Consider the following 17,022-nt stretch of genomic DNA (forward strand, 5'->3'; position numbering starts at 1 on the left):
TCATGGATCGTCGCTATTTCCTGGGGCTTGCCGCCGCGGCGCCGTTCGCGCTGCCCGCAGCCGTACGCGCCGCCGCCTATTCCGATGCCGCCTACAAGCGCGCGATAGTGATCGACGGCCAGGGGGTGGTGAACGACCCCTATGGCAAGGAAACCGACATCCACTTCTCGCCCCAGGCGCTGGCCGAAATACGCGCCTCGGGCCTCACCGCCTGCAGCATGACGGTGAACGAGGTCGGCAACAGCCTCAATGCCTGGAACAACACGATCCAGAGCATCGCCGGGCTCGATCAGGCGATCGCCGACAATCCCGAAGTGCAGATCAAGGCGCTCTCCGCCGCCGACATCCGCCGCGCCAAGGACAGTGGGCGGATCGCCATCATCTACAACACGCAGGACACGTCGCTGGTCGGCCCGGAGCTCGACCGGGTGACACTGCTCAAGGGCCTGGGTGTGCGGATCGTCCAGCTTACCTACAACAACCGCAATCTCTCCGGCGACGGCTGCCTGGAGCCCGCCAATGCCGGCCTCTCGAAGCTCGGCCGCGCCACCATCGCCCGGATCGAGAAGGAGAAATTGCTGCTCGACCTCGCCCATTCGGGCCAGCGCACAGTCGCGGAAGGCGTCGCGGCGGCCACCCGCCCGATGACGATCAGCCATACCGGCTGCCGCGACCTGCACGACAATCCCCGCAACCAATATGACGCGGAGCTCCGTGCCTGCGCCAACAAGGGCGGCGTGGTCGGCATCTATTGGATGCCGTTCCTGGTGCCGAACGGAAAACCGACCGGCGCCGATCTCGTCCGCCACATGGACCATGCGTTGAACGTGTGCGGCGAGGATCACGTCTCGATCGGCACCGACAACATCCTCTACAAGACGGTGATCGACGACAAGGCGCGCGCCTTCCAGAAGAAGTTCTTCGAAGACCGCACCGCCCGCGGAATCGCCGCGCCCGGCGAAGGGCCGGACATCTTCAACATCGTCGCCGAATGGGACAGCCACATGCGCTTCCGCATGCTCGCCGACGGGCTCGCAAAGGCCGGCTGGAGCAGCGCCCGCATCGACAAGGTGCTCGGCGGCAACCTGATGCGGCTCTATGCAGAGGTGTGGGGCGCCTGAGGTTCTCTACATCGTCACCCCCGCCCTTTTGCCGGGTGACGGATATGGACTATCTTCGACGTCCACTTCCCGCGCATCGCAGACATTCGCCCGTTTGCGCCTGCACTTAACGCAAGCGTCCCGAGGCGCGTACGACGGGTACAAAGAACATTACCGGCGTAATCAAAAAGCAGACCCATGACAGCCTCACATCCAACAAAGACAGCGGGATCGATGCCGCGTAGACGGCGACCGTCAGCCAGATCTTTCGCAAGACTTGACGATGGATGGACCGATGCAACTCTTCCTCGGCGAGCTTGATGGCGTGAACCCTCAGAAAGCCAAATGAAGCCGTACAGAACAGCAAAACCAAGCCATAAAGGGCTGCCGCATTCGCCGACATAACCTTGGAGCCGAAAAAGCGGGCGGCCATCGGAATCAGCGAAACGAAGAACAGCATGAGGCCGTTTAGCCAGACCATGTTTCGGTCGGGCTGCCGAACCGTCAGAACGAGGTAGTGGTGACTCATCCACAGCGTGAATATGACCAGGTAGCTCAACGCGTAGGTGACGATGCTCCCCGCAAAGCCACTCAAAATCGTTGCGTCCAGTGAGCTAGCCAGCTTGTTGGGCACGCTGACCTCGAACATCATGATGGTCGCAACGATCGCGAATACTCCGTCGGAAGACGCTTCGAGGCGCTGACGAGTCGGCCTGACCTCGGCCTCCACCGACCTGGCGTTATCTCTGCGCGACGTTTGAGTTCGACCCATTGCTAATCCTCCGCGCTGCAATGCGAAGTGCGAGCGCCTTCCGATTGACCGACTCAGAAGGTCGGAGGCATTATAGTCGTTGCCGCCTGTTGGTGGCTGCTGCGTATTCGACGGCCTGTGCGACTATGGGTTGGAGAAATCGACATGCCGAACAAAAGGTCAGGCCGTTGCGCCTGCGAGCAAGTGACGTTCGAGTTCGAGTTCGATCCCACCTTCGTTGCGACATGTCACTGCCTGGATTGCAAGAAAGCATCCGGCGGCGAAGCGGCCACGTTCTTTGCGGTGCCGGAAGAGAACTTCAGGCTGTCGAGCGGGGACCCGAAGCCGTTTCCCTACATCGCCCAGTCGGGCAACAGGCTGGAGCGGTTCTACTGCCCCAATTGCGGTGCTCGGGTTTTCACGGGCAACCTCGAAGGCTTCCCGAACACAGTATTCGTGCAGCTCGCGAGCCTGGATGACCCGACCGGGATCGATCCGAAGATGGAGATGTTCACCAAGCGGCGGCTTCCCTGGGCAACGCCGCTGATGAATGTTCCCCAATACACCGACATGCCCACGGCGGCACCTCCGGAACCGGAGAAGGTTCAGGTTCCCATGGGCGCGGCCACATAGGCCAGTGAAGGGCCAGAAGTTGCCTTCCGGCCCTTCTGCGACGCGCTGTATTCAAGCATCGAGGGGAATGGCCATGCTTGTTTGCGCGCCGCGCGTTGACAGGACATCGATCAAGACCTTGGCGGCCGGCCCTGAGGAGGCGGGATTCTGGCCGGTGATCAGCAGCCCGTCGGTGACGACATGAACGCCCCAGTCCTTGACCTTGGAGAAGGTGGCCCCAAGGCCAAGCAACTCGTCTTCGACAAGGAATGGCACGACCTTTGTTAGTCCGACCGCTTCCTCTTCCCCGTTGGTGAACCCCGTCACATTCTTGCCCTCGACCAGCGGCTTGCCGGCAGGCGTTTTGACGTGACGCAAGACGCCCGGGGCGTGACAGACCAGGGCCACGGGTTTTCCGGCAGCGAGGAAGGACTCAAGCAGGTCGATCGAGTTACGGTCTTCGGCCAGGTCCCACAGCGGACCATGGCCGCCAGGGTAGAAGACCGTATCGTAGTCCTCCTGTTTCACGCTTTCGAGAAGCAGCGTTCTGCCCAATTTGCCCTCCGCGTCCGCGTCATTGTCGAAGCGGCGGGTAAGATCGGTCTGGAAGTCGGGATCCTGGCTTTTCGGATCGAGCGGCGGCCGACCGCCTTTTGGCGACGCCAGGGTAATCTGCGCGCCCGCGTCCTGAAATTCATAATAAGGTGCGGCCAGCTCCTCCAACCAGAATCCGGTCTTGCGGCCGGTGTCACCAAGCTTGTCATGGGAGGTTAGAACCATCAGGATTTTCATACCCGCGCTCCTTTCTCGAAATCGAATCTCGTCCTCAGATCGCCAGTGTGCTTCGAATCGAACCTGCTCTTGGATGATCATTTCGCGGCGGCGGCCGCCGCCTCTTCGATTACCTTCGCGATTTCGGCGGGATGGGAGATGAAGGCCACGTGGCTCGCATCCACCTCCGTCGTGCGGGCGTGCATCCGCTTCGCGTAGAAACGCTCAAGGTCGGGATTGATCGCATGGTCGCGCTTCGAAACCACAAACCAGGACGGGATTGTCTTCCAGGCAGCCTCGGGCACGGAAGCGGTGAAGACCGACGCGTTAAGAGGCTTTTGCGTGGCGGCCATGATCGCTGCGTCGTCAGCGGGCACGTCCGCGGCGAAGTCCTGATGCAGTTGGCTTCGATCAATGTAGAGGAAGCCGGCCGAATCAGGTTTTGGCGCCTTGCTGAGATCGGCCGGATATTTGTCGCCGAACGCGCCTACGGCCTCACCGCCGTCGGGCGCGAAGGCGGCTAGATAGACCAACGCCTTCACCTTCGGACTGCCCGCGGCCGCACCGGTGATCACCGCGCCCCCGTAGGAATGGCCGACGAGCACGATCGGTCCGGCCTGAGCCTCGAGCACGCGCTTGGTCGTGGCAACATCTCCCTCCAGCGATTGAAGCGGGATCTCGACCGCGGTAACCTCATAGCCATCGCGCAGAAGGATCGGGATCAACTTCTGCCAGCCAAGTGCATCAGCGAAGGCGCCATGCACCAAAACGATCGTCGGTTTTGCAGCCGGCGCGGAAGTGGCTGCTGCGGAGGCAGCAGCCGTCAAGATCAGCCAGCGCCCGATACGCGAATGCAGTCCAGTCATGGCCATTCTCCTGTCCTCTGAGCGCGAAACGCTACAACAGGGTGTCCGACATCAGGAGTATTCGAACGCGGCGCGGACGCTACGGTCCGTGCCTTCAGACTGCTCCTATGACTGCGAGTCGGTCAAATGAACTGGACGCACCATGGCCAATTAGGGCTGGAAAAGCCGTCGGAATGTCCGCTCCACCTTGGCATACTTCCTCTTCGGCCGTTTCTCACTCAATGAGCGGAAGCGGGGCTTGCGCTGGCTCCTCTTCCTCGCCCGCCAGTCCCGACAGTGTGAGCCCAAGCAGCCTGATGCCTTGTTCGGCCGGCAACAGCGCGTTCAGCAAGGCCCAGCCCTCCTCACCGAAGCGGGCGCGATCCTCGAACAGCCCGGCGAGCGTCCGCGCGCGGGTGATCGTGCGGAAATCGGCGTAGCGCAGCTTCAGCGTCAGCGTCCGGCCGCGCGCGCCGTGGCGCTCGATCCGCGCCCAGGCAGCATCCGCGACACGCTCCAGCGCCTCGCGCAGCTCGGCTTCGCGGACAAGGTCCAGGTCGAACGTCCGCTCGGCGCCCACCGATTTGAGGGGCAAGTCGGGCCGCACGGGCCGGTGGTCCTCCCCGCGAGCGGCGCCGTAGAGATAATCCGCGCTGCTGCGGAAATTCGCCTGCAGAAACGCCAGGTCGCGGTCGCGCAGATCGGCGCCCGTACGGATGCCGAGCCGTTCCATCTTGGCCGCCGTCACCGGCCCCACGCCGCGGAAGCGGCTGACCGGCAGGCTCGCGACGAAATCCGGCCCCTTGGCGGGCGGGATCACGCACAGCCCGTCCGGCTTGTTCTGGTCGGACGCGAGCTTGGCGATGAACTTGTTATACGACACGCCCGCCGAGGCGGTCAGGCCGGTGGTCTCCCGGATGCGTGCTCGAATCTCTTCCGCTGTCGCCCGCGCGGAACCGAGGCCGCGCCGATCCTCGGTCACATCCAGATAGGCTTCGTCCAGCGCCAGCGGCTCGACCAGATCGGTATAGTCGAGCAGGATCGCGCGGATCTGGTTCGATACGGCCCGGTACACGTCGAAGCGCGGCGGCACGAACACCAGCTCGGGGCAGCGCCGGAGCGCCGTCGAGGACGGCATTGCCGAGCGCACGCCGAACTTGCGCGCTTCATAGCTGGCGGCGGCAACCACGCCCCGCCCCTTCGCGCTCCCCACCGCCACCGGCCGCCCACACAAGCCCGGATCGTCGCGCTGCTCCACCGACGCATAAAACGCGTCCATGTCGATATGAATGATCTTGCGGGGCGGGTTCACGCGGCCGAGCTTTAGCTGAAAGCGCGTGTCTTAAACACGGTTTGGCCTGAGCTTGTCGAAGGCCTCCCTTCTTCTTTCGGCGATTTGTGAAAGAAAGGGAGGGCTTCGACAAGCTCAGCCCAAACCGGATCTGCTATAGTTACTCCACCGTCACGCTTTTCGCGAGATTGCGCGGCTGGTCCACATCCGTCCCCTTCACCACGGCCACGTGATACGCCAGCAACTGCACCGGCACCGCATAGACAAGCGGCGCGATCAGCGGGTGGACCTTGGGCATTTCGATCGTCGCGAGCGCGCCTTCGCCGGCCTGCGCCAACCCTTCCGAGTCGGAGATCAGCACCACCTTGCCGCCGCGGGCCTGAACTTCCTGCATGTTCGACACGGTCTTGTCGAACAGCGGGCCGGATGGCGCGATCACGATCACCGGCACGCTTTCGTCGATCAGCGCGATCGGCCCGTGCTTCATCTCGCCCGCGGCATAGCCTTCGGCGTGGATGTAGCTGATTTCCTTCAGCTTCAGCGCGCCTTCCAGGGCCAGCGGATAATCCGGGCCGCGGCCCAGATACAGCACGTCGCGGGCGCCGGCGATGGTGTGCGCCATGCCCTCGATCTCGGCGTCGTGCGCCAGCGCCGCGTTCATCGCCGCCGGCACTTCGGCGAGGTGCTTCACCAGCACCGCTTCGTCCGCGTCGCTCAATTTGCCCTTGGCGCGGGCGATGTTGGCGGCGAGCGCGGCCATCACCGCCAGCTGGCACGTGAACGCCTTGGTCGAGGCGACGCCGATTTCCGGCCCGGCGTGCGTCGGCAGCAACAGGTCGACTTCGCGCGCCATAGAGGAGGTCGGCACGTTGATGATGCCGGCGGTCGTCACCCCTTCCGACTTCATGTGGCGCAGCGCGGCGAGCGTATCGGCGGTCTCACCCGATTGCGAAATGACGAGGCCCAGCGTGTTCGGCCCCAGCACCGGTTCGCGGTAACGGAACTCGGACGCGACATCGACTTCGACCGGCACGCGCGCCATCTGCTCGAGCCAGTATTTGCCGATCGCGCCGACATAGGATGCCGTGCCGCAGGCGACGATCGCGACCCGCTCGACCGAGCCAAGGTCGAACTCCATGTCGGGCAGCGCCACTTTCGCTTCCAAGGTGCGGAGATACGAGCTCAGCGTCTGCGCGACGACGACCGGCTGCTCATAAATCTCCTTCTGCATAAAGTGACGGTGATTGCCCTTGTCGATCAGCGCGCCGGTGATGCCGGAGACCGTGATCGGGCGCTCGACAGGCCGGTTGTCCTTGTCGAACACTTGGATGCTCTTGCGCCGCACCACCGCCCAGTCGCCTTCGTCCAGATAGGCGATGCGCTGGGTGAGCGGCGCCAGCGCGATCGCGTCGGAGCCGAGATAATTCTCGTCCTCGCCGAAGCCGACGACCAAAGGCGCGCCGAGCCGCGCGCCGATGATCAGGTCCGGATCGCTCTTGAACATGATCGCGAGCGCAAAGGCGCCGTGCAGCCGCGGCAGCACCGCCTTCACCGCCTCTTCAGGCCCCGCCCCGCGCTCGACCTCGCGCGCGACGAGGTGCCCGACCACTTCGGTGTCGGTCTGGCTCTTGAACGTCCGCCCTTCGGCGATCAGCTCGTCGCGGAGCGGCTTGAAATTCTCGATGATGCCGTTGTGGACCAGCACCACGTCGCCGACGATGTGCGGATGGGCATTGTCCTCGGTCGGAGCACCATGCGTCGCCCAGCGCGTGTGGGCGATGCCGCTGTGCCCGGGCAGATGCTCCTCGCCCAGCTTCTTGGCCAGGTTGCGGAGCTTGCCCTCCGCGCGCCGCCGCTCGATCCGCCCGTCATGCACGGTCGCGACGCCCGCCGAGTCATACCCGCGATATTCCAGCCGCCGCAGCCCCTCGACCAGCCGCTCCGCCACATCGTCCTGCCCAAGAATGCCGATAATGCCGCACATGAATCCGTCTTTCGCTCAAATCGTGTAGGGGACCCGGATGCCCGGCATGGTCGCCGGAAAATCCTTCGTGTTTCGTGTTACGAGAATGCGCCCGCGTTCCTGTGCGGAAGCCAGGATGATCGCATCGGGCGACTTCAACCCTGGCCGCGCCCGGCGGAGACGCGCGGCCCTTTCGGCAATATTCTCGTCAAGCTCATCGATATCGAAGCCTGCCAGGAACTGGAGCGCTTCTCCGACCATCGCGTCACTGCCTTTCGACAGCACCTCGACCCAGACCATTCTGCTGATCCAGTGGCGTTCGCGAGTCTCACGACGCAGTTCTTCGAGAGCCGGCCCAAACCCTCCAAGAGCATCGATGATGATATTGGCGTCAAAGCTATATCCGCTCACTTGCCTTGCTCGCCGTCGGAACTGCCCTGTTGCTTCAACAGCCGGAGATAATGGGCGCGCTCGCGATCATCTTCCTCCGTGAACATGTCGGGAGATTCTGCGCGAACCTCCTCATAGTCGTCGTCCCAAGGCCGGGTCCATTCGGCCCTACGCTTTCGGTCATATTCCTTGGGATCCTCGGAAATCCCATAGCGAGCCCATAGTCCAAACCCGGCCCGCAAAGCATTGGCACGACGCGCGGCATCGTCTCCGGCTTCGGCACGATAGCTTTCCACAGCTTCCCGAACGAGCGCGGTACGTGACTTGCCCAGTTCTGCAGCCTTGGCATCAAGCCACCGGATGTCGTCCTCCGGAATATCGACGATCGTGCGCATGATATCGCGATATCATATCATGATATCAGATTTCAACCGCCCTTTTTCTTCGCCTGCATCATCGCGCGGAATTTGGCGGCCCAGCCGGGCCTCTCCGCCTGCTCGCCGCGGCCGAGCGCGAGGGCATCCGCCTCGACGTCGCGCGTCACCACCGACCCCGCCCCCACGATCGCGCCGTCGCCGATCTTCACCGGCGCCACCAGCGCCGAGTTCGACCCAATGAAGGCGCCCGCCCCGATCTCGGTTCGGTATTTGAAGAAGCCGTCATAATTGCAGGTGATCGTGCCCGCGCCGACATTCGCGCCCGCGCCGATCTCCGCGTCGCCCAGATAAGTCAGGTGGTTGGCCTTGGCGCCCTCGCCCAGCCTGGCCTTCTTGACCTCGACGAAATTGCCGACCTTCGATTTGCGGCCAAGCTCCGCGCCCGGCCGCAGCCGCGCATAGGGGCCGACCTCTGCCCCTGCCGAAACATAAGCCCCTTCCAGATGGCTGAAGCCGTGGATCACCACGCCATCCTCGACCGTCACGCCCGGCCCGAACCACACGTTCGGCTCGATCGTCACGTCGCGGCCCAGCTTGGTATCGTGCGCGAACCACACCGTCTCCGGCTCGACCAGCGTGGCCCCGTCTGCCATCGCCTGCGCACGCCGCCGCTGCTGCCAAGCGCGCTCCTGCTCGGCGAGTTCGGCACGGCTGTTGATCCCGGCGACTTCGGCGGCCTCGGTCTCGATCACCGCCGACCCGCGCCCGTCGCCGGCGGCCAGCATCACGATGTCGGGCAGATAATATTCGCCGGCCGCATTGTCGTTGGTGACGCGCCCGAGCAGCGCGAACAGGTCGCCCGACCGCACCGCCATCAGCCCCGAGTTGCACAAAGTCACCGCCCGCTCCTCGGACGAGGCGTCCTTGAACTCGACCATCTTCTCGATGCGGCCCATGCCGTCGGCGATCACGCGGCCATAGGCAGCGGCATCGGCCGGGCGGAAGCCGAGCACCACGGCCGCCGGATCGTCCGCGCCGTGCAGCCGGTCGACCAGCCTCCGCATCGTCGCGCTGCTGACGAACGGCACGTCGCCGTAGAGAATCAGCACGTCGCCATCGAAGCCCGTGAGCGCCGTCTCCGCCTGCTGCACCGCATGGCCGGTGCCCAGCTGCGGCTCCTGCACCACGATGTCCACCCCGCGCCCGGCCAAGGCCTTTTCGAGCTGCTCGCGCCCGCTGCCGACCACCACGACGGTCCGCTCGGTGCCGAGTTCGTCGAGCGACGCCAGCAGATGCATCAACATCGGCCGCCTAGCGATCGGGTGCAGCACCTTGTGCAGGTCGGATTTCATGCGCGTGCCCTTGCCCGCGGCAAGGACGATGGCGGCGAGAGGACGGCCGGTCATGGAGCGCGCGCTTGCCACGCCCGCCCGCCACCGGGCAAGAGGCAGGACATGACACGCGCGTTCGACATCGTCGGTTTCGACCTGGACGGAACCCTGCTCGACACGAGCGTGACGCTCACCCGGGCCGTCAATTACACGCTCGCGCAAGCGGGCCGGCCGCTGCTCGACGTGGACGAGGTCCGGCCGATGATCGGCGGCGGCGCCAAGCGCATGCTCGAAAAGGCGCTGACCGAATCCGGCGGATGCGACCCCGCGCAAATGCGCCGGCTCTACCACGTGCTGCTCGATTATTATGGCGAGAACGTCTCCGAAGGCAGCGTGCCCTTTCCCGGCCTGACCGACGCGCTCGATCGGCTGCAGGCGGATGGCGTCCGTCTCGCAATCGTCACAAACAAGTTCGAGAGCTTCGCCCGAAAATTGCTGGACGAGGTCGGCCTGCTCGACCGGTTCGTTGCCGTGATCGGAGGGGACACGATGGGCAAGGGCAATGCGAAGCCGAGCGCCGCGCCGATCCGCGAGATGATCGTGCGCGCGGGTGGCGGCTCGGCCGCCTTTGTCGGCGATTCGATCTACGACACGTTGGCCGCCAAAAATGCCGGCATCCCCAGCATAGCCGTCAGCTTCGGCTTCCTGCTGGGCACGGTCGAAGAGCTCGAAGCCGATGCGGTAATCGACCATTATGACGAACTGATCCCGACTCTCGACCGGCTCTCGGCAAGGGTCTGAGATGCGGCGCGCGCTCGCCATCCTGATCCTGGTCGCCGGCCTGATCGCCGCCGTCCTGACCGGAGCCGATGCGCCGGTGATCGGGGCGCTGGCGCTGACCGGCCTCGGTATTCTGCTGGCGCTTTGGCCCCGTCCCGCGCCCCCCGTCGCGGTCGCACCGCCCGAGCCCGAACCCGCGCCGCCCGCTCCTCGTTTCGATGTAATCGAAGCGTTCGGCGACCCGGTGATCGTCGTCGGCGAAGGCCGGATCGAGCAGGCCAATGCCGCGGCGCGCAAGCTGCTCGGCCAGCATATCGTCGGCGAGGACGTCCGCGTCGCGATCCGCCACCCCGCCGCCGCCGACCGGCTGATCAGCCGTCAGGAACCGCTCGACCTGCGCCCGACCGAATTGGTCGGCCTCGGCGGCCGCGACAATCGCTGGCAGATGAATGTGGCCAGCCTCGTCGGCGGCCGGTTGCTCGTCCACCTCGTCGATCGCAGCGAAGGCCACGCAGCGGAACGGATGCGCGTCGATTTCGTCGCCAACGCCAGCCACGAGCTGCGCACGCCGCTCGCGGCGATCCTCGGCTATGTCGAAACGCTGGACGACGAAAAGGCCGGCGGCGACGTGCCGACCCGTAAGCGCTTCCTGCGCATCATCCATGACGAAGCGCGACGCATGCAGCGGCTGGTCGAAGACCTGATGTCGCTGTCGCGTATCGAGGCCGAGAAATTCCGTGCCCCCAGCGCCGCGGTCGATCTCGGCGAGCTCGTCACCGAAGTGCATGCTGTGATCCGCGACGGCGGCAACGATCGCAGCCGCGACGTCGTCACCGATATCGACGAGAGCCTGCCTTTCGTCGCCGGCGATCGCGCCCAGCTTTCGCAGTTGCTTCACAATCTGGTCGGCAACGCGATGAAATATGGCCGCGCCGGCACGCCGGTCACGATCCGCACCAGTCGCGGCCCGGGGTCGATGGTGCGCCTCTCGGTCGAGGATGAAGGCGAAGGTGTCGCGCCCGAGCACCTGCCGCGCCTCACCGAGCGCTTCTACCGCGTCGATCCCAGCCGCAGCCGCGCGCAGGGCGGCACCGGCCTTGGCCTCGCCATCGTCAAGCACATCGTCGAACGCCATCGCGGCCGGCTGGAAATCCAGTCCATACCGGGCAAGGGCACGACCGTTACCGCGCTTTTGCCGCCCGCTCCGATCCCACTGTCACGAAACGGCAACGCTGCTGTAACACAAGCGACCAGAACAGCCAGCTAAGGGGCGCTGCGTGACCGAACATACGTTGAGAGCTTTTGACGACGAGATCGTCGAATTGCGCGGCCTGATTTCCGAAATGGGCGGCCGCGCCGAATCGGCGATCGAAAAGGCGATGGAAGCCTTGACCCGCCACGATCTCGACCTCGCCGGCACGATTATCGCCGACGACAAGAAGATCGACGAGCTCGAAATCGCGGTCGAGCGGCTGGCGGTGCAGATCCTGACGCTGCGCGCGCCGATGGCCGACGACATGCGCGAGACGGTCGCCGCCCTGAAGATCGCGGGCGTGATCGAGCGGATTGGCGATTACGCCAAGAACATAGCCAAGCGCGTTCCGCAAATCTCGCGCTCGTCCAAGATCGAGGCGCTCTCCGTGCTGCCGGCGATGGCGCAGATGGCGAGCGAAATGCTCCACGACGTGCTGAACGCCTTCGCCGCCCGCGACTGGGAAGCGGCGGTCGATGTCGTCAGCCGCGACCGCGCCGTCGACGATTTCTACAACAGCATCTTCCGCACGCTGCTGACCTTCATGATGGAAAATCCGGCGACGATCGGCGAAGCGGCGCACCTTTTGTTCATCGCGAAGAATCTCGAACGCATCGGGGACCACGCGACCAACGTTGCGGAAATGGTCTATTTCGCCGCCAAGGGCGAATACATGGCCGACCGCGAACGCGGCGACACCGGGGAGCTCTGACCGTGGCCCGCGCAAAGATGCTCCTGGTCGAGGACGACGCCGCCCTCGCCGAACTTCTGGTCTGGCATTTCACGCGCGAGAATTTCGAGGTCCAGCAGACCGCCGACGGCGAGGAAGCGCTGCTGCTCGCCCAGGAAAGCCCGCCCGATCTCGTCCTCCTCGACTGGATGATCGAAGGTCTCTCAGGCATCGAGGTCTGCCGCCGCCTGCGCCGCATGCCCGCGACGCAGAACGTGCCGATCATCATGCTCACAGCGCGCGGCGAGGAGGAGGATCGCGTGCGCGGCCTCGAAACCGGCGCCGACGATTACGTGACCAAGCCTTTCTCCCCGCGCGAGCTGGTGGCGCGCGTCGGCGCGGTGCTTCGCCGCGTACGTCCGGCGCTGGCCGGCGAGCAGCTCACCTACGGCGACCTCGAAATGGACACGGTCGGCCACAAGGTTCGCCGCGCCGGCAAGACCGTTCCGCTCGGCCCCACCGAGTTCCGGCTGCTCAAGCATTTCCTCGAGCATCCCGGCTGGGTCTTCTCGCGCGAGCGGCTGCTCGACAGCGTCTGGGGCCATGACGCCGATATCGAGCCCCGCACCGTCGACGTGCATATCCGCCGGCTCCGCCAGGCGATCAACGCCGGCGGCCACCCGGACATCATCCGCACGGTGCGCAGCGCCGGCTACGCGCTGGACGCCGACGGCAAGCTCTGATTAGCTCGCCTCCGAAAAGGGGGAGAGGATGAACCTCGCGCAAATCGTCGCGGACATCGCCGCCGAAATGGCAGCCGAGGCCGATCGCGGCCGTGTCGCCGACTATATTCCTGCCCTTGCCCGCGTCGATCCTGCGCATTTCGGCATCGCGGTCGTCACGCACGAAGGCGCGGTCCACGAAGCCGGCCATTCGGAGACGCCCTTTTCGATCCAGAGCGTGTCGAAAGTCTTCGCGCTGACGCTGGCGCTCGACCGTATTGGCCCTCCTTTATGGAAGCGCGTGGGGCGCGAGCCGTCCGGGTCGGCTTTCAACTCGATCATTCAGCTCGAAAGCGAGCGCGGCATCCCCCGCAATCCCTTCATCAATGCCGGCGCGATCGTCGTCTCGGACGCACTGCTCGCCGGCCACGATGCGCGCGAGACGATCGGTGACCTGCTCCGCTTCGTCCGCTTCCTCGCCGAGGACGAAGGCGTCGAGATCGACGGCGAAGTCGCCCATTCCGAGGCCGCCACCGGCTTCCGCAACATCGCTCTCGGCAACTATATGAAATCGTTCGGTAATCTTGAAAACGCCGTCGAGGAAGCGTGCAAGGTATATTTCCACCAATGTGCCCTCTCGATGTCCTGCCGCCAACTCGCGATGGCCGGCCGATTCCTGATGAACGACGGCCTCCAGCCCGGCAGCGGCGCCAGGATCACAACACCCGAACGCACCCGCCGCATCAACGCCTTGATGCTGACCTGCGGCCATTACGACGGCTCGGGCGAGTTCGCTTTCCGCGTCGGAATTCCCGGCAAGTCGGGGGTTGGCGGCGGCATCCTCGGGGTGGTGCCGGGCAAGGCGTCGATCGCCGTCTGGTCGCCGGGCCTCAACGAGCGCGGCAACTCCAAGCTCGGCAGCCTCGCCCTCGAACGCCTCGCCGAGCGCACCGGCTGGAGCGTGTTCACGCCCTAGCCGGCGGCGCGCACTTCCTCGATCGTCACCACCCGCTTCTCCCGCGCGCTGAGTTCTGCCGCAGCCCCGATCTCGACGGCCCGCAGCCCGTCCTCCGCAGTCACGATCACCGGACCTTCGCCCCTCACCGCGGCGTTGAACGCCTGGTGCTGGTAATAGGTCGAGCCATGATGCTGGCCGGCGGCGAGCGCGGTCTCGTCGACCGGCACATGCTCGCGCTCCACCTGCTTCGGGTTCATGAACCCGACCCGCGGGTGAAACACCAGCGACCCTTCCGGGATCAGCACATCGAGCCGCGCCTCGTCGCCGACCGCGGTGATCTCTTCCTGGTTCTCCGCCCCATCGGCGAACATCGAAAGATCAAGCATCGCCCGCACGCCATTCTCGAAATCGACGGTGGTGAAGCTGTTGTCGATGATGTCGGGCTTCTCGCCGCCATAGCGTTCGTCCTGATGGTTCACGTCCATCGCGCCGGAGCAATAGACCCGCACCGCCTCCGAGCGGACGATCAGCCGCATCAGGTCGAAGAAATGGCAGCATTTTTCGACCATCGTGCCGCCGGTGTTGCGGCTGAACCGGTTCCAGTCGCCGACCTTGGGCAGGAATGGGAAGCGGTGCTCGCGGATCGACAGCATCTGCAGGCGCCCGATCCGCCCGTCATGCACCTGTTCGATGAACTTCGCGGCAGGCGGCATGAAGCGATACTCCATCGCCGTCCAGAACACCTGATCCCGCGCCGCGGCCCGCGCCGCGATCCACCGCGCATCCGCCACCGTCGTCGCCAGCGGTTTTTCGCACAGGATATGGACCGGCAGGTCAATGATCGGCTCCAGCACCTCGCGGTGCGTAAAATTGGGCGATGCGATGATCACTGCATCCACTTCGCCCGATCGCACCATCGCCTCGCCGCTCTCGAACGCCTTGGGCTCGGACCATCCTTCGGACGCATCACGCGCCCAGTCGAGCGAGGTCGGAACGGGATCGTAGATCGCGGTCAGCTCCGCGCCCGGCGTCACCTTGAGGTTCTGGATGTGCTCGACCCCCATCATCCCGGTGCCGATCAATCCGTAGCGAACGCGCCTTCCCATTTCCGCTTCCTTCGTGCCATATGACAGCGATGACATATTTGCCCTTCTCACCCGATCCGCGGCCGCTCGGCAAGAGCGGGATCATGGTTTCGCCGATTGCCTGGGGCATGTGGCGGTTCGCCGGCGCTGGCGTCGACGAAGGGCGCAAGCTGGTCGAGGCGGCGTTCGAAGCGGGGGTCACCCTGTTCGACACCGCCGATATCTACGGCTTCACCGGGATCGAGGGCTTCGGCGATGCCGAAACGCTGCTCGGCGACATCTTCGCCGCCGCGCCGGGGCTTCGCGACCGCATGGTGCTCGCGACAAAGGGCGGGATTACCCCGCCGGTCCCCTACAACTCCTCGCGCGATTATCTGATGGAAGCGCTGGAGAATTCCATACACCGCCTGCGTACGGACCGCGTCGATCTCTACCAGATCCACCGTCCCGATATTCTCACGCACCCGCAGGAAGTAGCGCGCACGCTCGAGGATATGGTCGCGTCCGGCAAGGTGCGCGCGATCGGTGTGTCCAACTACACGCTTGAGCAAACCCGCGCCCTGACTTCGTTACTGACGGTCCCGCTCGCCAGCACGCAGCCCGAATTCTCGCCGCTCTGGACCGAGCCGATGACGAACGGCCTGTTCGATCTGGCGATGGCCGACGACATTGCGATCCTCCCTTGGTCGCCGCTCGGCGGCGGGCGCATCGCGAAGCCCGGCACGGAACGCGAGCACGCCGTCGCCGCAGCGCTCGACCGCAAGGCCGAAGCGGCGAGCGTCAGCCGCGCCAGTGCCGCCTACTCCTGGATCATGGCGCACCCGGCGCGGCCGATCCCGATCGTCGGCACCCAGAATGCCGAGCGCATCGCCGAGATCGCGCAGGTGTTCGGCGTCCGCTGGACGCGCGCGGAATGGTACGACGTGCTGGTGGCATCGCGGGGGGAGAGACTGCCATGACGAGCGGGTGCGAGATCAGTTGGTTTTCGGCGCTCTGCGACGACGACTACGAGTTTCTCGGCGCTCCCGACCCGAAACTCCGCTCAAGTTGGGAGCATTGCCGCGACATCGTGCTGACCGCGGAGACCGGCGGCTTCGACAACATCCTGCTCCCCTCAGGCTATGCGCTCGGCATCGACACCACCGCCTTCGCCGCAGCGATCGCGACTTTGGTCAAACGCATCAAGCTGCTGATGGCCGTCCGCATCGGCGAGACCTGGCCGCCGCAGCTCGTCCGCCAGATCGCGACCATCGATCGCATCCTGGGGGGGCGTCTCACCGTCAACATCATCTCGTCCGAAATGCCGGGCGAGACACTGGCTTCTGCGCCCCGCTACGCCCGCACTGTCGAGGCAATGAAGATTCTGAAGACGCTGCTGAACGGGGAGCCGCTCGATCATGACGGCGAGTTTTGGAAGCTGAAGCTCGACCCGCCCCGCGTCGGCACGGTCTCGGGCAAATGCCCGCCGCTGTATTTTGGCGGTCTCTCGCCCGACGCGCGCGACGCCGCGGCGCAAGGTTGCGACGTCTATCTGATGTGGCCGGACCGTGAAGAGGCGGTGCGCGACATCATTGCCGACATGAAATCGCGTGCTGCCACCTACGGCCGCACCCTCCGCTTCGGATATCGCGCGCACGTGATCGTCCGCGAGACGGAAGACGAGGCCCGCGCCTATGCCCGTCGACTCCTTTCCAAGCTCGATGCCGAGACCGGCGCCGCGATCCGCCAGAAATCGCTCGATTCGACCTCGGTCGGCGTCACCGCGCAGGCGGCACTTCGCGAGCAGTCCGATGACGAGGGTTTCGTCGAAGACGGCCTGTGGACCGGCATCGGCCGCGCCCGCTCCGGCTGCGGCGCCGCAATCGTTGGCGACCCGGATCAGGTGCTGGCGAAGCTCCAGCGCTACCGCGACATGGGCATCGAAGCCTTCATCCTGTCCGGCTACCCGCACGCGGCGGAAGCGGACCTGTTCGCGCGCCACGTGCTTCCCCGGATCGAGCACGGCCCGTTGATCTAAGTCCCTCTCCTTCCAGGAGAGGGAGGGGCCCGCTCGCGGAGCGAGTGGGAGGGTGAGGACGACAAACCAGTCACCCTCACCCCGCTCAGTTCCGCCGAGTCGCCCCT

General features: G+C 65.1%; 18 protein-coding genes. 9 read left to right on the top strand and 9 right to left on the bottom strand.

The features are described 5' to 3' along the window. Positions 1 to 2 precede the first annotated feature (2 nt). On the top strand, positions 3 to 1,121 hold the full coding sequence (locus ACFSCW_RS12155) for a dipeptidase (protein ID WP_380889537.1): 1,119 nt from the start codon (positions 3 to 5) through the stop codon (positions 1,119 to 1,121). A 106-nt stretch (positions 1,122 to 1,227) separates the two neighbouring features. Here ACFSCW_RS12155 and ACFSCW_RS12160 read toward each other — a convergent pair whose 3' ends face one another. Continuing rightward, on the bottom strand, positions 1,228 to 1,872 hold the full coding sequence (locus tag ACFSCW_RS12160; protein WP_380889538.1) for a TMEM175 family protein: 645 nt from the start codon (positions 1,870 to 1,872) through the stop codon (positions 1,228 to 1,230). Positions 1,873 to 2,016: 144 nt separating this feature from the next. Here ACFSCW_RS12160 and ACFSCW_RS12165 point away from each other — a divergent pair, with 144 nt between their 5' ends. After that, entirely contained in the window at positions 2,017 to 2,484 is a 468-nt protein-coding gene (locus tag ACFSCW_RS12165; RefSeq protein ID WP_465270205.1) for a GFA family protein, read from the top strand. A gap of 51 nt (positions 2,485 to 2,535) precedes the next feature. On the opposite strand, the gene ACFSCW_RS12170 is transcribed toward ACFSCW_RS12165, so the two are convergent. The 7 genes from ACFSCW_RS12170 to glmU all read right to left on the bottom strand — a co-directional run bounded on the left by ACFSCW_RS12170 (position 2,536) and on the right by glmU (position 9,506). After that, positions 2,536 to 3,255, bottom strand: coding sequence for a type 1 glutamine amidotransferase domain-containing protein (locus tag ACFSCW_RS12170; RefSeq protein WP_380889543.1), 720 nt, complete (start codon positions 3,253 to 3,255; stop codon positions 2,536 to 2,538). Between the two features lie 77 nt (positions 3,256 to 3,332). After that, positions 3,333 to 4,100, bottom strand: a complete 768-nt coding sequence (locus tag ACFSCW_RS12175) for an alpha/beta fold hydrolase (RefSeq protein WP_380889545.1) — start codon at positions 4,098 to 4,100, stop codon at positions 3,333 to 3,335. A 214-nt stretch (positions 4,101 to 4,314) separates the two neighbouring features. Next, a complete protein-coding gene (gene dinB / locus ACFSCW_RS12180; protein WP_380890115.1) occupies positions 4,315 to 5,358 on the bottom strand; it encodes a DNA polymerase IV in 1,044 nt (347 codons plus the stop codon). Between the two features lie 172 nt (positions 5,359 to 5,530). Beyond that, on the bottom strand, positions 5,531 to 7,354 hold the full coding sequence (gene glmS / locus ACFSCW_RS12185) for a glutamine--fructose-6-phosphate transaminase (isomerizing) (RefSeq protein WP_380889548.1): 1,824 nt from the start codon (positions 7,352 to 7,354) through the stop codon (positions 5,531 to 5,533). Positions 7,355 to 7,369: 15 nt separating this feature from the next. Next, entirely contained in the window at positions 7,370 to 7,744 is a 375-nt protein-coding gene (locus ACFSCW_RS12190; protein WP_380889551.1) for a PIN domain-containing protein, read from the bottom strand. Beyond that, complete coding sequence (locus ACFSCW_RS12195; protein ID WP_380889553.1) at positions 7,741 to 8,118, bottom strand: ribbon-helix-helix protein, CopG family; 378 nt, start codon at positions 8,116 to 8,118, stop codon at positions 7,741 to 7,743. Before ACFSCW_RS12195 ends, ACFSCW_RS12190 begins: the two co-directional genes overlap by 4 nt. Before the next feature lie 32 nt (positions 8,119 to 8,150). Then, positions 8,151 to 9,506, bottom strand: a complete 1,356-nt coding sequence (gene glmU / locus ACFSCW_RS12200) for a bifunctional UDP-N-acetylglucosamine diphosphorylase/glucosamine-1-phosphate N-acetyltransferase GlmU (RefSeq protein WP_380889555.1) — start codon at positions 9,504 to 9,506, stop codon at positions 8,151 to 8,153. Positions 9,507 to 9,554: 48 nt separating this feature from the next. Here glmU and ACFSCW_RS12205 point away from each other — a divergent pair, with 48 nt between their 5' ends. From ACFSCW_RS12205 to ACFSCW_RS12225, 5 genes are read left to right on the top strand one after another with little or no spacing between them, the layout of a single operon-like run. After that, complete coding sequence (locus ACFSCW_RS12205; RefSeq protein ID WP_380889558.1) at positions 9,555 to 10,232, top strand: HAD-IA family hydrolase; 678 nt, start codon at positions 9,555 to 9,557, stop codon at positions 10,230 to 10,232. A 1-nt stretch (position 10,233) separates the two neighbouring features. Continuing rightward, positions 10,234 to 11,478 carry an ATP-binding protein gene (locus tag ACFSCW_RS12210; protein ID WP_380889559.1) on the top strand — a complete coding sequence of 415 codons (1,245 nt, stop codon included), beginning with the start codon at positions 10,234 to 10,236 and terminating at the stop codon, positions 11,476 to 11,478. Between the two features lie 10 nt (positions 11,479 to 11,488). Continuing rightward, positions 11,489 to 12,175 carry a phosphate signaling complex protein PhoU gene (gene phoU / locus ACFSCW_RS12215; RefSeq protein ID WP_380889561.1) on the top strand — a complete coding sequence of 229 codons (687 nt, stop codon included), beginning with the start codon at positions 11,489 to 11,491 and terminating at the stop codon, positions 12,173 to 12,175. A 2-nt stretch (positions 12,176 to 12,177) separates the two neighbouring features. Further along, positions 12,178 to 12,876 carry a phosphate regulon transcriptional regulator PhoB gene (gene phoB / locus ACFSCW_RS12220; protein WP_380889563.1) on the top strand — a complete coding sequence of 233 codons (699 nt, stop codon included), beginning with the start codon at positions 12,178 to 12,180 and terminating at the stop codon, positions 12,874 to 12,876. A gap of 28 nt (positions 12,877 to 12,904) precedes the next feature. Beyond that, the gene (locus tag ACFSCW_RS12225; RefSeq protein WP_380889566.1) at positions 12,905 to 13,831 is read left to right on the top strand and encodes a glutaminase; all 927 of its coding nucleotides are present in this window, start codon (positions 12,905 to 12,907) and stop codon (positions 13,829 to 13,831) included. On the opposite strand, the gene ACFSCW_RS12230 is transcribed toward ACFSCW_RS12225, so the two are convergent. Then, positions 13,828 to 14,919 (bottom strand): Gfo/Idh/MocA family protein, encoded by a 1,092-nt coding sequence (locus tag ACFSCW_RS12230; protein WP_380889567.1) that lies wholly within the window; start codon positions 14,917 to 14,919, stop codon positions 13,828 to 13,830. The two genes, ACFSCW_RS12225 and ACFSCW_RS12230, sit on opposite strands and share 4 nt — an antisense overlap. A gap of 29 nt (positions 14,920 to 14,948) precedes the next feature. On the opposite strand from ACFSCW_RS12230, the gene ACFSCW_RS12235 reads away from it, so the two are divergent. Together ACFSCW_RS12235 and ACFSCW_RS12240 are read left to right on the top strand one after the other, a co-directional pair. Further along, on the top strand, positions 14,949 to 15,857 hold the full coding sequence (locus tag ACFSCW_RS12235; RefSeq protein ID WP_380889569.1) for an aldo/keto reductase: 909 nt from the start codon (positions 14,949 to 14,951) through the stop codon (positions 15,855 to 15,857). Then, entirely contained in the window at positions 15,854 to 16,915 is a 1,062-nt protein-coding gene (locus ACFSCW_RS12240; RefSeq protein WP_380889572.1) for an LLM class flavin-dependent oxidoreductase, read from the top strand. The genes ACFSCW_RS12235 and ACFSCW_RS12240 overlap by 4 nt, the downstream gene beginning before the upstream one ends. Positions 16,916 to 17,022 lie beyond the last annotated feature (107 nt).

The organism is Sphingomonas tabacisoli (assembly GCF_042678385.1).
Taxonomy (GTDB): domain Bacteria; phylum Pseudomonadota; class Alphaproteobacteria; order Sphingomonadales; family Sphingomonadaceae; genus Sphingomonas_B; species Sphingomonas_B tabacisoli.

Coding starts and splice junctions, on each gene's coding strand:
- glmS (WP_380889548.1), bottom strand. CDS start 7,354: ATGTGCGGCATTATCGGCATTCTTGGGCAGGACGATGTGGCGGAGCGG.
- dinB (WP_380890115.1), bottom strand. CDS start 5,358: ATGGACGCGTTTTATGCGTCGGTGGAGCAGCGCGACGATCCGGGCTTG.
- ACFSCW_RS12155 (WP_380889537.1), top strand. CDS start 3: ATGGATCGTCGCTATTTCCTGGGGCTTGCCGCCGCGGCGCCGTTCGCG.
- ACFSCW_RS12165 (WP_465270205.1), top strand. CDS start 2,017: ATGCCGAACAAAAGGTCAGGCCGTTGCGCCTGCGAGCAAGTGACGTTC.
- ACFSCW_RS12230 (WP_380889567.1), bottom strand. CDS start 14,919: ATGGGAAGGCGCGTTCGCTACGGATTGATCGGCACCGGGATGATGGGG.
- ACFSCW_RS12205 (WP_380889558.1), top strand. CDS start 9,555: ATGACACGCGCGTTCGACATCGTCGGTTTCGACCTGGACGGAACCCTG.
- ACFSCW_RS12170 (WP_380889543.1), bottom strand. CDS start 3,255: ATGAAAATCCTGATGGTTCTAACCTCCCATGACAAGCTTGGTGACACC.
- ACFSCW_RS12235 (WP_380889569.1), top strand. CDS start 14,949: ATGACATATTTGCCCTTCTCACCCGATCCGCGGCCGCTCGGCAAGAGC.
- ACFSCW_RS12160 (WP_380889538.1), bottom strand. CDS start 1,872: ATGGGTCGAACTCAAACGTCGCGCAGAGATAACGCCAGGTCGGTGGAG.
- glmU (WP_380889555.1), bottom strand. CDS start 9,506: ATGACCGGCCGTCCTCTCGCCGCCATCGTCCTTGCCGCGGGCAAGGGC.
- ACFSCW_RS12240 (WP_380889572.1), top strand. CDS start 15,854: ATGACGAGCGGGTGCGAGATCAGTTGGTTTTCGGCGCTCTGCGACGAC.
- ACFSCW_RS12210 (WP_380889559.1), top strand. CDS start 10,234: ATGCGGCGCGCGCTCGCCATCCTGATCCTGGTCGCCGGCCTGATCGCC.
- ACFSCW_RS12195 (WP_380889553.1), bottom strand. CDS start 8,118: ATGCGCACGATCGTCGATATTCCGGAGGACGACATCCGGTGGCTTGAT.
- ACFSCW_RS12175 (WP_380889545.1), bottom strand. CDS start 4,100: ATGACTGGACTGCATTCGCGTATCGGGCGCTGGCTGATCTTGACGGCT.
- ACFSCW_RS12225 (WP_380889566.1), top strand. CDS start 12,905: ATGAACCTCGCGCAAATCGTCGCGGACATCGCCGCCGAAATGGCAGCC.